The 14,992-nt window shown below is 58.1% G+C and carries 12 protein-coding genes; 3 read left to right on the plus strand and 9 right to left on the minus strand.

Features of this window, described 5'->3' with window-relative positions; translation table 11 throughout:
• Nucleotide 1 precedes the first annotated feature (1 nt).
• The 6 genes from ACSQ36_RS36810 to ACSQ36_RS36835 all read right to left on the minus strand — a co-directional run bounded on the left by ACSQ36_RS36810 (nt 2) and on the right by ACSQ36_RS36835 (nt 7,943).
• Entirely contained in the window at nt 2–3,268 is a 3,267-nt protein-coding gene (locus ACSQ36_RS36810) for an efflux RND transporter permease subunit (protein ID WP_436185903.1), read from the minus strand.
• Between the two features lie 15 nt (nt 3,269–3,283).
• On the minus strand, nt 3,284–4,459 hold the full coding sequence (locus ACSQ36_RS36815; protein ID WP_436185904.1) for an efflux RND transporter periplasmic adaptor subunit: 1,176 nt from the start codon (nt 4,457–4,459) through the stop codon (nt 3,284–3,286).
• Between the two features lie 188 nt (nt 4,460–4,647).
• Nucleotides 4,648–5,436, minus strand: coding sequence for an alpha/beta hydrolase (locus tag ACSQ36_RS36820; protein WP_436185905.1), 789 nt, complete (start codon nt 5,434–5,436; stop codon nt 4,648–4,650).
• Nucleotides 5,437–5,608: 172 nt separating this feature from the next.
• Entirely contained in the window at nt 5,609–6,637 is a 1,029-nt protein-coding gene (locus tag ACSQ36_RS36825) for a LysR family transcriptional regulator (protein ID WP_436185906.1), read from the minus strand.
• An 18-nt stretch (nt 6,638–6,655) separates the two neighbouring features.
• Complete coding sequence (locus ACSQ36_RS36830; protein WP_436185907.1) at nt 6,656–6,994, minus strand: gamma-glutamylcyclotransferase; 339 nt, start codon at nt 6,992–6,994, stop codon at nt 6,656–6,658.
• Between the two features lie 370 nt (nt 6,995–7,364).
• Nucleotides 7,365–7,943, minus strand: coding sequence for a DUF3331 domain-containing protein (locus ACSQ36_RS36835; protein WP_436185908.1), 579 nt, complete (start codon nt 7,941–7,943; stop codon nt 7,365–7,367).
• Between the two features lie 657 nt (nt 7,944–8,600).
• On the opposite strand from ACSQ36_RS36835, the gene ACSQ36_RS36840 reads away from it, so the two are divergent.
• Together ACSQ36_RS36840 and ACSQ36_RS36845 are read left to right on the plus strand one after the other, a co-directional pair.
• Nucleotides 8,601–10,442 (plus strand): ATP-binding protein, encoded by a 1,842-nt coding sequence (locus ACSQ36_RS36840; RefSeq protein WP_436185909.1) that lies wholly within the window; start codon nt 8,601–8,603, stop codon nt 10,440–10,442.
• A 157-nt stretch (nt 10,443–10,599) separates the two neighbouring features.
• On the plus strand, nt 10,600–10,971 hold the full coding sequence (locus tag ACSQ36_RS36845; RefSeq protein WP_436185910.1) for a response regulator transcription factor: 372 nt from the start codon (nt 10,600–10,602) through the stop codon (nt 10,969–10,971).
• 6 nt (nt 10,972–10,977) lie between these two features.
• Here ACSQ36_RS36845 and ACSQ36_RS36850 read toward each other — a convergent pair whose 3' ends face one another.
• On the minus strand, nt 10,978–11,685 hold the full coding sequence (locus ACSQ36_RS36850) for a response regulator transcription factor (protein ID WP_436185911.1): 708 nt from the start codon (nt 11,683–11,685) through the stop codon (nt 10,978–10,980).
• 255 nt (nt 11,686–11,940) lie between these two features.
• Between ACSQ36_RS36850 and ACSQ36_RS36855 the strand changes: the two genes are divergently transcribed.
• Nucleotides 11,941–12,972, plus strand: coding sequence for a helix-turn-helix domain-containing protein (locus ACSQ36_RS36855; protein ID WP_436185912.1), 1,032 nt, complete (start codon nt 11,941–11,943; stop codon nt 12,970–12,972).
• A gap of 156 nt (nt 12,973–13,128) precedes the next feature.
• Here ACSQ36_RS36855 and ACSQ36_RS36860 read toward each other — a convergent pair whose 3' ends face one another.
• Together ACSQ36_RS36860 and ACSQ36_RS36865 are read right to left on the minus strand one after the other, a co-directional pair.
• Nucleotides 13,129–13,380 carry a hypothetical protein gene (locus tag ACSQ36_RS36860; protein WP_436185913.1) on the minus strand — a complete coding sequence of 84 codons (252 nt, stop codon included), beginning with the start codon at nt 13,378–13,380 and terminating at the stop codon, nt 13,129–13,131.
• Nucleotides 13,381–13,443: 63 nt separating this feature from the next.
• Nucleotides 13,444–14,748 (minus strand): MFS family transporter, encoded by a 1,305-nt coding sequence (locus tag ACSQ36_RS36865; RefSeq protein ID WP_436185914.1) that lies wholly within the window; start codon nt 14,746–14,748, stop codon nt 13,444–13,446.
• Nucleotides 14,749–14,992 lie beyond the last annotated feature (244 nt).

Here is a 14,992-nt window from a genome sequence, read left to right on the forward strand (position 1 = left end):
CTTAGTCCTGCAGGGCCGGTTCCGGCGTTTTCGCACCGGGGGCAGTTGAAGCTTCGGTGGCGCCACGATTGCCGCCATGCCCTCCATCGTTGACGTCAGGCCCATGGATGTGCGGGTGGTTGCCATGCTTGTCGGTGAGCTGTTTGCCGCCCGACAGCTTGCGCAGGAGCACATAGAACACCGGCGTGAGGGCGAGGCCGAAGAACGTCACACCCAGCATCCCGAAGAACACAGCGATACCCATCGCACGACGCATTTCCGAGCCAGCGCCCGTGGACACGACCAGAGGAATCACACCCATGATGAAGGCGATAGACGTCATCAGAATCGGACGCAGGCGCAGGCGGCAAGCTTCGATGGCCGCCTGAACAATCGTACGACCCTGCATTTCCAGTTCACGTGCGAACTCCACAATCAGAATCGCGTTTTTCGCCGATAGCCCCACTAGCACCATCAAACCAATCTGCGTGAAGATGTTGTTGTCACCACGCGTGAGCCAGACACCGAAGAGCGCGGAGAAAATGCTCATCGGCACAATCAACAGAATCGCGAGCGGCAACGTCAGGCTTTCGTACATGGCGGCGAGCACGAGGAACACGAGCAGCACGCTGATAGGGAACACCCAGAACGCGGCGTTTCCGGTCAAAATCTGCTGATAGGTCAGGTCGGTCCATTCGAACTTAATACCGCGCGGCAAGGTTTCAGCTGCAATGCGTTCGACCGCAGCCATCGCCTGGCCAGACGAGTATCCCGGCGCTGGGCCACCGTTGATGTCGGCCGCAAGGAAGCCGTTGTACCGAATCACGGTCTCCGGGCCGAACGTCGGTGTTACCTTGACGAGTGACGACAGAGGCACCATTTCGCCAGCCGCGTTGCGCGTCTTGAGCTGAAGAATGCTTTCAGCGGAGGAGCGGAACGGCGCATCGGCTTGTGCACGCACCTGATACACGCGACCGAATTTGTTGAAGTCGTTCACGTACAGCGAACCCAGATAAATCTGCATCGTGTCGAAAACGTCTGTCACGCTCACACCGAGCTGCTTCGCTTTCTCACGGTCCAGTTCAACGTTCAGCTGCGGAACGTTAATCTGGTAGCTCGAGAACGACGGGCCGAGTTCAGGGGCCTTTGCTGCGGCAGCCAGGAACGCCTGAACGGATTTGTTCAGTGCTTCGTAGCCGAGCGCGCCACGGTCCTCAATCTGCAGCTTGAAGCCACCGATAGTGCCCAGACCCGAGACCGGGGGCGGCGGGAAGGTCGCAATCACTGCGTCCTTGATACCGCCGTATTCCCTGTTCAGGTTGGCGACAATCGCATTTGCCGACTCGTCCTTGGTACGATACTTCGAGGGACTCATGACAGGAAACACCAGGCCGCTACTGGACGAATTCATCAAGCCAGTAACGTTCAAGCCAGGAAACTCCGGAGAGTGCACGACACCCGGCTGCTTGCGGGCAATGATGCCCATCTCGTGAACGACCTTTTCGGTCCGGTCGAGCGATGCACCCGGCGGCAACTGGAGGATGCTGACGAGGTAGTCCTTGTCCTGACCAGGCACAAAGCCGCCGGGCACAATCTTGCCGAGCAGGAACGTGCCGCCCAGCAGGACGCCGTAGACAACCATCATCGCAGCCTTGCGATTGATGATGCTGCCGACACCCGTGCCGTACGCTTCCGACCCGCGGCGGAATACCTTATTGAACACGTTGAAGAACGGCCCAAGAATTCGGTCCATGATTCGCGTTAGCCAGTCCTTGGGCGCGTTATGGTCCTTGAGCAGTAGTGCCGACAGTGCGGGCGACAACGTGAGCGAATTGAAGGCGGAAATGACGGTCGAAATAGCGATGGTCATCGCGAACTGCTTGTAGAACTGACCTGTCAAACCCGACATGAATGCCAAGGGCACGAACACGGCTACGAGAGTCAGTGCAATTGCGATAATCGGCCCACTCACCTGCCGCATCGCTTCGTATGACGCCTCAAGCGGCGTGAGACCGGCGGCGATGTTCCGCTCCACGTTCTCCACCACCACAATCGCGTCATCGACCACAATCCCGATGGCGAGAACCATGCCGAACAGTGACAACGCGTTGATAGTGAAGCCGAACGCCAACATCAGCGAGAACGTACCCACAATCGACACCGGCACCGCCAGCAACGGAATCAGCGAAGCGCGCCAGGTCTGCAGGAAGACGATGACGACGATAACGACAAGGACGATAGCTTCAAAGAGCGTGTGGACAACTGCGTCGATACTTTCGCGGACGAACTGCGTCGGGTCATAGACAATCTTCGCTTGAACTCCCTCCGGCATGTCCTTCTGCAGCTCCGCCGTGATTCGACGCACATCGGTCGAAATCTGAAGCGAATTTGCATTGGGTTGCTGGAAGATAATGAGCTGGACGCCGGGTTTGCCGTCGAGACTTGCACGCAGCGCATATTCTGCGGCGCCCATTTCCACCCGGGCCACGTCGCTCAGATGCGTCACCGCACCGTCCGGGGACGTTTTCAGAATGATGTTGCGGAACTCTTCTTCGGTTTTCAGGCGACCCTGGGCATTCACGCTCAATTGCAGCGGAACGTTCGTCGTCATCGGGGCCCCGCCGACGATACCTGCTGCCACCTGGACGTTCTGCTCGCGGATTGCCTTGACCACATCGGTCGCCGTCAGGTTCTGGCGGGCGACCTTGGTCGGGTCGAGCCAGACGCGCATGGAATAGTCGCCAGCGCCCCACATCGCAACTTCACCCACACCTGGAACCTGTGCAAGTCGGTCCTTGACGTTGATAAGGGCGTAGTTGCGCAGGTAGGTGAGGTCATAGCGTCCGTTCGGGGACACCAGGTTCACACCCATCGTCAGGGTTGGTGATGACTTGACGGTTGTAACGCCCAGGCGCTGCACGTCCTCCGGAAGCCGCGGCATGGCCTGCGAAACCCGGTTCTGCACCAACTGCTGTGCCTTGTCAGGGTCCGTGCCGAGCTTGAACGTCACGGTTGTCGTCATCGCGCCATCGCTATTAGCCTGCGACTGCATGTACAGCATGTTCTCGACGCCGTTAATCTGCTCTTCGATTGGAGAAGCAACGGTTTCGGCAATGACCTTCGGATTCGCGCCAGGATACTGGGCACGAACGACGACCGACGGCGGCACGACTTCGGGGTATTCGGCAGTTGGCAGTTTTGTCAGCGCGATGAAGCCCGCCAGCACAATCACCACCGACAGAACGGCCGCGAAGATTGGCCTGTCGATGAAAAATTTAGAGATGTTCATGGTGACCTTCTCGCGTTACGCATCGGATTTGGCAGCGTCGGCCATGTTGACCATGCGCGGGCTGACGGTCTCGCTAGGCCGCGCGTGCATCATGCCGTTGACGACGATGTGCTCTCCAGGCTTAAGACCCGACGTCACGACGCGCAGGTTGTCATGCAGCGTGCCAAGCTGAACTTCGCGGTAGACGACCTTGTTTGCACCATCGACAACCAGGACGAACTTCTTCGCCTGGTCGGTGCCCACTGCCGCGTCGTCAATCAGGATGGCCGGATGCGGTTCGCCACCGCCGACCTTCACGCGCGCATAGAGACCTGGAACGAGTGCACCGTCTGCGTTGTCAATAGTGGCGCGCACGCGGATAGTGCCGGACGACGTGTCGAGGCGGTTGTCGACAGAGGTAATGGCACCCTGGCGGGAATAGCCATCTTCATTCGCGAGACCCAGCGACACCGGTACCTTCGAGTTGCGGTCGCGGCCCAGGTATTGCAGATACGTCTGTTCATCGACATCGAACGAGGCGTAAATAGGTGACACCGAAACCAGCGTTGTGAGGAGCGGTGCATTGGCGCCGGCCGAAACGACGTTGCCGACAGTAAGCTCAGCGCGTGATACCCGGCCCGTTACCGGGGCCGTCACGTTGGTGTAACCCAGATTCACCTGTGCGGCTTCGAGCGCGGCCTCGGCAGCCTTTACGCCTGCCGCAGCTTCGCGCGAAGCGTTCTGCTTTTCGTCGTAATCGCGCTTCGCAATGGCGTTGTCGGTCAGCAGGCGGTCGGCGCGTGCGGCATCGGTCGACGTGTAAATGGCGCGAGCCTTGGCTGCGGCAACCTGTGCGGCGGCACGGTCGACTTCGGCCTGGTAGGGGCGGGGGTCAATCGTAAAAAGCGGGTCGCCTTTCTTCACCAGCGCGCCGTCCTTGAAGTGAACGGCAACAATGGTGCCGGCAACAAGTGGGCGGACGTCGACGTGGTCAATGGCTTCGAGCCGCCCCGAATAGCTTTGCCAGTCAGTGATGGTCTGCGAGAGGACGGTCGCGACGTCAACCTGGGTGGCTGGCGGCGGCGCATCTGCGGCCTGAGCCGCACTCACCGGACCTGAAGTGGCCTCGTAGGTGAAGCCAATACCTGCTACTGCGCCGACAATAGCCAGCGCACCGAGCGCGACGGTAAGCCGTTTGCGATTAGTGAGCATGAGTAGTACTCCTTATGGATGCAAAGTGGTCTGTAAAAACGTGAAAGCTTTGGATTTCAGTTCATAGCCGCCTCGGCTTTACATCCCTCTGGGTGTATAGCGTTGACGAAAGTATGGACTCCGTGTTTCTGGTTATAAAGTAGCGAACAGTGGTTTCTTTGTATCCATTGGAGCGATAATTCGGTGCATCACTTGGGTGCAAGCCGCTTGCGCAGGAACTCGACAACATCATCGAGCGCCGATGCATGCGAGATGAGTTCGCCATGGCAGACCCCGCTGTGGCGTGTCATCTCGACGGGCACGCCGGCCGTAATAAGCTCTCGTGCATAGGTTTCGCCGTCGCCGCGCACGACGTCCCGTTCCGCCGTCGCTATCAGCGTCGGCGGCAGGGTGCCAAGGCGTCGTGATTCGAGCGGCGCCGCATAAGGGTGGATGCGCTGGTTAGCGCTGGGCAGGTACGCGCGGTACGAGCGAGCGCAATCCTCTGGGGCAAGGTCGCTCCTGCCAGGGCGTTGCTCCTCCATCAGTCGGGTCATGCTCGGGTCAAGCATTGGGGCGAGTAGCGCCTGCGCCGACAGGCGCCGCACGCCGCGGTCGCGCGCGATGGCGGCAAGTCCCGCCGCAATGCTGCCTCCAGCGTCATGTCCGACCGCGGCAATCCGGTTCGAGTCTGCGCGATACTTGCGAGCGTTTTCCACTCCCCACTCGAGAGCGAGATGGGCATCCTCGGTCGCCGCTGGAAACGGAAACTCTGGCGCGAGCGAATAGCCCACGGCAATGACCCATGCCGGGATTCGTGCTGCAATGAGCGAAGCAGGCGTGCTGGCTTCATCCAGCGAACCCTTGACGAAACCACCTCCATGGAAATACAGCACGATGGGCATATCACTGTTAGCGCACGGATGGAAGCTGCGCAACCTGATGTCTTGCGCGTGTCCTGCAATCGTGATGTCCGAGATGTCCAGCGTGGCTTTCATCAAAGTGTCTGCGCTATGCGCCAAAGGTAAATGAGGTTTAAGCAGCCGGGATTTTGCATACATCCAACGGCCAGATAAACATCTCACTTGCGATAAGACAATTCGCTCGCAGCGAATTGTAATTTCAAGGAGTGCTCACCACGCGGCGATGCTTCACTGCTTTGCCGGACCCTTAAATCGGCACCATATCCCTGCTACGCGCACCCGGGGCCCGGGCTGACTCCAGCACGCGGCCGGTAGGGTTTGCGGACCGGCGATGTGTGACGTTTTGAGCAATCACGGACGGGAGCACGTTGTCAGCGCGAAGCAACTGACAATTCTCAAATAGTTCGGCAACCCATTCGACGAACACTCGAACCTGCGGAGATAGGTGTCGATTCTGTGGATATACCGCCGAAATCGCAAACGGGCTGGGTCGCCATTTCCCGAGCACTTCAACCAGGGCCCCCGATTCCAGATGGGGCATCGCAAGGAAGTGAGGCACTTGAATAAGCCCGAGGCCTCGCAACCCGCACTGGAGATAAGCATCGCCATCATTGGCAGCGAGCTTCGAACGCATGCGGACCTCGACTGACTTGCCGTCAACGACAAAGTCCATCTCTACAATACGGCCATTGAGGCCAGAGAAGTAGTTGACGGCGGTGTGCGTTTCCAGCTCTTCGAGCGACAATGGCTCGCCGTTGCGGGCAATGTATTCGGGGCTTGCGACAGTAACAAACTCCGACACGCCCACTCGCCTCGCAACCAGCGTGGAGTCCTGCATCGGGCCGATGCGGATGGCGCAATCTACGCTATCCTGAATCAGGTCAACGGCCCTGTCGCCGACGCCAAGCATGAGGTCGATGTCCGGGTATCGTGAGTGAAAATCGTCTAGCGCTGGAACGACTACCAGACGTCCGATTGACCCAGGCATATCGACTTTGAGCTTGCCACGCGGCGCAGACGCCCGTGAAAATGAACTCTCCGAATCCTCGACCTCGGCGAGAATGCGCGAGCAGCGCTCATAGTAGGCGGCGCCGTCTGGAGTGAGGCTGATGCGCCGGGTCGTCCGATTAAGCAGACGCACCTTGAGGTATGACTCGAGATTCTGGATAACGGTCGACACCGACGAACGCGTCATGTGCAGGGAGTCGGCCGCACCGGAAAAACTGTTGGTGTCAACTACCCGGGTGAAGACCTGCATCGCTTGAAGTTTGTCCATGATTCTCACTTAAGGCAATTACGCCACGCGGCGGGTTCTGCGCCGCTGCAGTCGTTCGGATGCGTCGGGTACATCGCAGCAGGCTCGTCGCGACAGGCGCTCAATGTCGCTCGCGAGCTCTTCGATACGGGAGTCCTGCAAACCGCACTCAAACATAGCCTCGCGCAGCGTCAGCAGGTACTCGGTATTGCTTCCAAACTGTGCCGTTGCGGTGCCAATGAGCGTGGCAACGGTCGCCACGCATAAATCTGGCTCAAACCGTTCGCGACTCTCATCCGCAACAAAAGCGAGAGCATGTGATTCGGTACCGTCGTCCATTCTTATGGACGCCCGCGTTGGCGGATACGGGTTCCACATCAGCCGGCGTCTCCTACCTGTTCTCTGTGAGCGAATTCTGGATTCGCTCAAGGGTCCACAGCTCCCGCTGCGACTTGAAATGCTCGAGGTATGCGCCTGAGTTATTCGCCTCTCTTGTCAACATCGCCATCGCCCCGTCAAGTTTGAAAGTGGTGGGGCATTGCTCAACTATCCTTGTGACGTCGCAGGAACATGTCGCCACATTTGGCGACAGTATGACGGCGGCGTCGTACGAGATAAACACTCTCGCTGGAGACGCTTTGGCCACTCAGAAGCGACAATCGGTGTGGAGTGTGCGACCTTGGCGACACTCTCGCGCAGCCCGTAAGCCTTTGCCACCAACCTCAGGCAGTGCGTTACGTGCAACCGGTCAGTCGTCACGGACGTGCTGGAGCGCTGACGCGAGAATCATGGCGTCACCATTTGCCGGGGGCGTCCCACCGCGAATCTGCGGGCGATACACCTTGTCGCCCCTTCCGATGTGCGCCCCTGAAAGTGCACATTGCCCCGAGCAGCGAGCAAGCGCTGGCGCCCAGACCTGTTCCTCGTAATTGCACAAGGTGGGGTCGTGCCACGAAAGGCACACTCTCGAGTTGGCCATGTGCTCCAGAACCGTGACGGTGAATGTTTTCATCTGCGCCCCACCCGGTGCTGTCCGCGAGGGCGCGCGCCGGCATTCCGGGCGGCTAAACACGAGCGACATCTCTGAAGGGTCCGAGAACTGCCGGAGAGCAGTAAGCGTTCGTGACCAGGGGTCACTTCCGGGCGGAGAGGCAGTGTCGGACGAGGGGCGACGCCGGCCAACTAGCCTGCGGCCATCGGATAGGTCAACGAGCGGCGCTTCCGCAGTAGCGCCTGTATCTGAGGGCACGGGCTTTGAAGAATCGAACTTGTCCGTCTCAGTCGAGGACCCCGAAAGCGCAATTAGTACTTGAGTGTTCAACATCATTTCCTCTCTTGCAGAGTTAATGCGGCTATCGAACAACTGATGAGATGCGGCGGCCCTCTACTGAAGACAGACCTGCCTTAAGTCCACGGTCCGTCTATAGACGTTTCTATCGAGCCAACTGACGAAGGTGTACTCGATGTAGCTGTTAGCGCCGATGAATATCCAATTATGTAGAGCATGTGACACGGCCAGTCCCTTGAAACAGTCATGCAACGGTTAAAGGAAGACGGTCAAGCAAGACTGCTAGCGGAGATGGATGCCGGCTTGCCTTATCGCGGTCAGCAACGGGAGAGATGGTTGTGGAGAACTTCAGAAAATCGTGCTGCCATCAGACATGCGCTATCGCGATGACTGAAGAGTAGCTACGACAAAGGAGGGAATCTATTCGACGGAGGGGTACGGCGATGCTGCAAAGGCGTAGCCGGAATATACAACGGTATAAGGCGACGGCCAAAAATGGCTCGTAGGTGGGTGTTGAATTCAAGGGAAACGAGTAACCGAAGCTTCACCGCGTTTATACGTTTGTATATGATGGAGCGTGCGTGTTGGATAGAGTAGACCGTTTTCTTCCAAATGCGTAATGAAGAGCCGAGGGCCTTAGACGGTGCTGACGCGGGCCACCTGGCGGTGAGCTAGGGGCACGCCACAGGAGGGAGCGTGGGCGGCAAGATAGGTTCGTCGGACAAGAGCAGTCAGTGGGGTTACCTGGTGCGGCTATGGATTGGCGGAAGCGTCCTTCTTTGCGCCATTGCGTGGCTTTGCCTGAACCTTCAGCTCAAAATCGCCACTGCCGGCTTCTGCATGCTGATTGTCATCGTGCTGCTGTCTCTTCTGGATAGCTTCGTTTCGTCAGCAATTTTCTCAAGCGTTGGCGGCCTGCTGCTGAACGTCTATTTCACTCCGCCCATTTATAGCCTGGCAATCGAGAAACCGCAGGATGTGCTGCCTATTGCGGCATTTTTCATCACGTCGATTGCTATTACTTCGCTCGTGCGACGTATCAGAACCGCTGAACGCCTGCAGAGGGAGCAGGCAAGGCTCCTAGACCTGACTCACGATACCGTATTCGTTCGCGACAGGCAGGACGTCATCACCTACTGGAACCACGCTGCGGAAGTACTCTATGGGTGGAACACGTCCGATGCTATCGGGAAGGTTGCCGACGTCCTGCTAAAGACCGTTTTTCTTGTGCCGCGTGAGGAGATAGAGCTGACGTTGTTACGAAGTGGGCACTGGGAAGGCGACCTGGTGCACACAAAACGTGACGGCTCTGCGGTCATCGTGGCGAGCCGCTGGACGCTACAGCATGATAGCCGGGGAGAACCCCGCGCGACGCTGGAAACGAACAACGATATAACACAGCGTCGGCAGGCTGAAGAACTTGTCAGGAAGAGTCAGGCCCAGTACCTTGCAGAAGCCCAACAACTCAGCCGCACTGGCAGCTTCGGCTGGAACGTGGCAACTGACGAACTCTTCTTCTCTGAGGAGGCGTTCCGGATTTTTGAATGCGACCCGGCCCGCGCACCCACGCTCGAGACGGTGCGCGAGCGCCTTCACCCTGAAGATGTTCATCTCTTTGAACATATGTTCTCCCAAGTAAGCGGAGCGGAAAAGGATTTTGACATCGAGCACCGGTTACTTTTCCCGGACGGCCGGGTAAAGCACCTCCACGTCGTGGCGCACGGTTCCGATTCCGTGGACGGTGGACGCCAGTTCATTGGTGCTGTCATGGACGTGACGGGCGCGCGGGAGACGGAGACCCAACTTCGGCAGACGCAAAACGAGCTCGCCCGCGCCAGCCGCATCTCAGCTCTGGGCGAGCTGAGCGCCTCAATTGCGCATGAAGTTGGACAGCCTCTCTCAGCCATCATCACGAGCGGCGAAGCCTGCCTGCGCTGGTTGCGTCGCGACCCACCCAACGTGGAGGAAATTGAAGGCTGTGTAACTGAGATGATTAGTGAGGGCAGTCGGGCTGCCGAAATCGTCCAGCGGGTGAGAAAGTTGATGAAGGGCGCACCACCCGAACACGCGCCGGTAGATGTTAACGAACTGGTCGAGGAGGTGGTCGCGCTCACAAGAATCGAGATGGAAAGCCATGGTTGCTGCCTTGTGCTACACCTTGAGCCCCAAAGTCTCGTTGTGATGGGGGACCGCGTGCAGCTTCAGCAGGTGCTTATCAATATCATCATCAACGCCTTGCAGTCGATGGCAGCTTTGCCCGGAAAGCATCGGCTGGCCGTGAGCTCGTCGACCGACGTCGACGGTAACGTGGTGCTGGCAGTGCGCGATAGTGGCCCTGGCATCACCCAGGCGAACCTCTTGCGTCTTTTCGATGCCTTCTTTACCACTCGCAGTACCGGAATGGGCATGGGGCTCGCCATCTGTAACTCGATTGTCGAGGCACATGGTGGTCAGATTTTGGCCTCCAACAACACCGAGGGCGGTGCAACGTTCAGTGTCATCTTGCCCACGGCTCGGGTGTCCATCGCCACGGCATGACCAGGCGGGTGTAAGCGGGTGCCGTCCGGTACAACCCGCTTATACAATCGTATCATCGCGCTGGGCGCGCCTGTAACGTAATCTGTAAAGGACAAGACGGACGGGCGCGACTCACCGCCCCGTCATCCATTGAGAGAGAGAAGTAGGGGCCTCGATTTTGCAGACAACACCTGTAGTATCCATTGTCGACGACGACTTGGCGGTGCGTCGCGCGCTGGGGAGCCTTGTGCGCTCATTTGGCTGGGAGGCGCGACTCTTTGAGTCAGCCGAAGCGTTCCTTGCGTCCGGGGAAGCTGCTGCCACAGCCTGCCTAATTTCTGACATCCGGATGTCTGGTATGTCCGGTGTCGAAATGCATGAACGTCTCGTCGCTCAGGGCGCAGCGCCCGCTACGATTTTTATCAGCGCCTATCCAACGCCGGCTCTGCAAGCGCGAGCAACCGGCAATGGCGCCCTTGTTCTTCTTCAGAAGCCCTATCAGGCTTCTGCGATGACGCATTGGCTATCCGTGGCAGTCGGCAAACCGTAGTCTCGACTATTGCAATGACCTCCGTGTTAGCAGGGGACCGCGTAGCTTATGCGGCTCGATGGCGAGCGCCTCTGCTTTGCGAACAAGGTCGGGCAGGGAGCGCGCGTTTAGCTTGTGCATCACCTGGCCGCGGTGAACCTTGACTGTGACTTCGCTCAGGCTCATTTCCGAAGCAATTTGTTTGTTGAGCAGACCCGCGAGTATGAACGGCACTACCTCTCTTTCGCGGGGTGAGAGGGTCTCATATGACGCCCGCAGTTCGGCCACTGCGTGTTCCGATTCGAGCCGCGTGGCGTCCCGGGCCAGCGCCTGACCGATGGCGTCGAGCATGTCCTGGTCGCGAAATGGCTTGGCGAAGAAGTCCATTGCACCGGCCTTCATTGCCTTGACACTCATCGCGATATCGCCATGACCAGTCATGAATACCACAGGAATCCGTAGTCCGCTTTGCACAATTTCCTCCTGGAAGGCCAGACCGTTTTTATTTCGCAGCCGCACATCCAGAATGAGGCAACTTGGCACGGCCGGGCGCGTGAATTGCAAAAACTCCTCTGTGGAGGAGAATGTTTCAACACGCATGTCGACCGACCGCATGAGCGTCGCCAGTGCGCGACGTACCGGTGCTTCGTCGTCGACGACGTAGACAACGGCGTCGAGCCAGTCAGGGGTGCTGGAAGGCTTCACGGGTGGTAGAAGGGCAAGTCCATTAGACATCTGGCCACACTCCGGCTGGAGCTTGATTTAAGTCCCTGGCAGGCTTTCTGTTGCGTCGACTTATTCTTTGCCTTCTAGCGAGTGAAGTATAGAACGGCAATACCGTCGCTTGTATCACGCGTCGCTCGTACATTACGAAAAAATTACATATTTTGGACCGTGCGCGTCGTAAGTCAAAATGTGTTAAATCTGCGGCAATGACGGTGAGTAATCCGTGGCGGACGCGGACTCCTCGCTTATTTTCAGGAGGCTGCAATGGCGACGCAGCGAGGCACGACTGCTTCTTCGGAAGCCGGTTTAAAGCAGGCGGGTTCCGTGGTCGGGGCCGGCAACGCGCCGGTGTCACTCAGCGTTGATGGCGCTGTGCGCCTCGCGACTTCTAGCGTCATGACGGACACCTATGCCCGGGAGTTCGCCCACCTCTTCAACGTGGACACAGCACACACGCTCACCACGACCAGTCTAAAGACGGCACAGCTGACTGCCACCCATATGTGTTCGTCAGTGCACGGACTAGGGAAGAGCACGCCATTGCCGACGGAGGACGCATATATCCTCTCGTTGCAATTGCAACACTCGGGCGCAGCGGAGCTTTGGAAGAGAGGACGACGGGTCCCGACAGAGCCGTATGCCCCGGGCTCAATAATGCTGGGCCATCTTTCCGATGAGCCTGTAGCGAACTTGCCGGACCCGTTTGAGTGCATTCTTTTTCATATCCCACGGCCCGCTTTTGACGAACTCAGCGGGCTGTCCGCTTTGCCGCCAGTAGGGGACCTGGATGACGTCAACCGGACAATTGACCCCGTTTTACACCATCTGGGCCTCGCCCTCGTCCCAGCGATGGCAGACCCCCAGCTTGCCGGCAGTCTCTTCTTTGACCATGTTGCGCATGCCATGTACGAACGGCTTGCTACCACGTACGGACGCTTTCGAGGGCCGTTGCCTCCGCGCTGCCGGGTGCTCTCGAAGACGCAGGAGCGCATAGCCAAGGAATTACTTGTAGCGGACCTGCTGGTCGAGCCACCTCTGAGTGACATTGCAATCGCGTGCGGGCTGTCGGTACGCCAGTTCGTTGACGCATTTCGCAGCACAACAGGGATGCCGCCGTTCCGGTGGTTGCGCGCCTACCGGATAGAGCGAGCCAAGGAGCTGCTTCGTCGCACTTCATTCTCGCTTGCAGAAATCGGAGCCGCTTGCGGGTTCTCAGACCAGAGCCATTTCACCAGAACGTTCTCGGCGGCAACCGGGACTACGCCGGGTGACTGGCGTCGTGCATGCGGCGCTTAGAGTCTCGTATCGAAGCAACCGTCTCGGAGTGAGTTGTGCTGGCCAAACATTCACGCAGAAATGACTGCATGAGTCCCGATTGAATCGTTGAAAGTGCTTATTCAAGTATCTGTTTGGGGAAACGCACTCGGACTAGAGCCCGCGGTCGTCGAGCAGCTAATAAATGAGACTCATCAACTGCGCCTCGGCGTTGAACGACCAGATAGACGAGGTTGAGTGGTCGAGGGGGGCAGGAACGAATCTCGTATTCGTACAAGAAACCCCCTGCGTGAACTCGTCCGCGAGTAGTACCTCGGGCTGAATGATGAGTCCGGCCCCCGCGAGCGCGGCCGAGCGCAAGGTGTAGCCATCATTGGTCGATTCGACGGCGTGCAACGGCACACGTACGCAATGTCGCCGACGCGCCATCCGTGACGCCCCCTGAAAGCGTGGATGCGGACCGAAGTGAGTTGCCGCCGACGTCTCATCAAATCAAGGCTCGTGGCGTAGGTAACCTTCCTTGTCCGTATCGCGCATGCTGAACGAGACAAGGAGGGAGACGGCGCACAGCACCGTCACGTACCAGAAGAATGTCGTTTCGCTCCCGGCCTGCTTGAACCACAGCGCGACGTATTCTGCCGAGCCGCCAAAGACAGCGTTTCCGACCGCGTACGATAGCCCCACGCCAAGCGCGCGCACTTCCGGCGGGAACATCTCAGCTTTGATGAGGCCGCTGATGGAAGTATAAAAGCTGACAATCGAAAGCGCGATGGTCACAAGAACGAACGCCATGAAGGGACTGGCGACATCCTTGAGCGCGTGAAGTAACGGAACAGTGCCGATTGTTGCAAAAAAGCCGAACAGCAGCATGGACCTGCGTCGCCCAATCTTGTCGGACAATGCGCCAAATAGAGGCTGCATGCACATGTAGACGAAGAGAGCACCGGTCATAACGTTGCTCGCAGTCTTAGCGTGCATACCGGCGGTGTTCACCAAGTATTTCTGCATGTAGGTGGTAAACGTGTAGAAGATGAGCGAGCCGCCCGCAGTGAAGCCAACCACCCTGAAAAACGCCTTACGGTGCTTCCACAGTCCTCGAAGGGTACCTGCTTCCTTTTGCATCCGCGACTCCGCCGTTGTGGTTTCCTCCAGTGACTTGCGCAGATAGAGCGCGATGAGCGCGGCGGCCGCACCAACGACAAATGGGATGCGCCAGCCCCAAGCTTTTAGCTCCGCAGTGGAGAGCGTCTGCTGAAGAATGATAAGTACGAGGAGCGCACACAATTGTCCACCAATCAGTGTGACGTACTGAAACGACGCATAAAATCCCCGCCTGCCTTTAATGGCGACTTCACTCATATATGTCGCGCTGGTGCCATATTCTCCACCGACTGACAACCCTTGAAGCAGTCGCGCCATTAGCAGCAACGCCGGGGCGGCAGCCCCAATCTGAGAGTAGGTAGGCAGGGCAGCGATGACAAGGGAGCCGCCACACATCATCAAGACGGAGACGAGCATCGAGGTCTTTCTGCCGTGCGTGTCCGCGAGCCGCCCAAAGAGCCAGCCGCCGATAGGCCGCATTAGAAATCCTGCCGCGAAAACACCTGCTGTGTTCAGTAATTGCGTGGTCGGGTCCCCACTGGGAAAGAATGCCGGAGCGAAATATATTGCACAGAAGGAATATACGTAGAAGTCGAACCATTCAACCAGATTGCCGGAGGAAGCTCCGACGATAGCGAGAACACGTTGGCGGGTGTCGCGCGCTGAGACCGCGCGGGCGTCAGTTAAATCTGTCATGCGGTACCTTTGCTGTGTTGCATTTGAAAAAAAACCGACGGTCAATTGCCGACGTCAACTATTTCTGGCCTGCAACACATACGTCTGCAGGCAACAGCTAATGCAGTTAAGCATTTCCAGCTGTCGGAAGGTTGATGATTTAAGGGCGGCACTCACGCGCATAGGTCGCAGTTTGTCGTATCTGATTCTCTTAACAGGCTGCGGAAATACCTCACTCCGAAGTCACCCAAAAGGTCAGTTCAAA

Source organism: Caballeronia sp. LjRoot34 (genome assembly GCF_964253815.1).
Taxonomy (GTDB): Bacteria; Pseudomonadota; Gammaproteobacteria; order Burkholderiales; family Burkholderiaceae; genus Caballeronia.

Excerpts from the sequence above, each read along its gene's own strand:
- ACSQ36_RS36815 (WP_436185904.1), bottom strand. The coding sequence starts at position 4,459 with ATGCTCACTAATCGCAAACGGCTTACCGTCGCGCTCGGTGCGCTGGCT.
- ACSQ36_RS36830 (WP_436185907.1), bottom strand. The coding sequence starts at position 6,994 with ATGTGGAACCCGTATCCGCCAACGCGGGCGTCCATAAGAATGGACGAC.
- ACSQ36_RS36820 (WP_436185905.1), bottom strand. The coding sequence starts at position 5,436 with ATGAAAGCCACGCTGGACATCTCGGACATCACGATTGCAGGACACGCG.
- ACSQ36_RS36835 (WP_436185908.1), bottom strand. The coding sequence starts at position 7,943 with ATGATGTTGAACACTCAAGTACTAATTGCGCTTTCGGGGTCCTCGACT.
- ACSQ36_RS36850 (WP_436185911.1), bottom strand. The coding sequence starts at position 11,685 with ATGTCTAATGGACTTGCCCTTCTACCACCCGTGAAGCCTTCCAGCACC.
- ACSQ36_RS36810 (WP_436185903.1), bottom strand. The coding sequence starts at position 3,268 with ATGAACATCTCTAAATTTTTCATCGACAGGCCAATCTTCGCGGCCGTT.
- ACSQ36_RS36855 (WP_436185912.1), top strand. The coding sequence starts at position 11,941 with ATGGCGACGCAGCGAGGCACGACTGCTTCTTCGGAAGCCGGTTTAAAG.
- ACSQ36_RS36825 (WP_436185906.1), bottom strand. The coding sequence starts at position 6,637 with ATGGACAAACTTCAAGCGATGCAGGTCTTCACCCGGGTAGTTGACACC.
- ACSQ36_RS36865 (WP_436185914.1), bottom strand. The coding sequence starts at position 14,748 with ATGACAGATTTAACTGACGCCCGCGCGGTCTCAGCGCGCGACACCCGC.
- ACSQ36_RS36860 (WP_436185913.1), bottom strand. The coding sequence starts at position 13,380 with ATGGCGCGTCGGCGACATTGCGTACGTGTGCCGTTGCACGCCGTCGAA.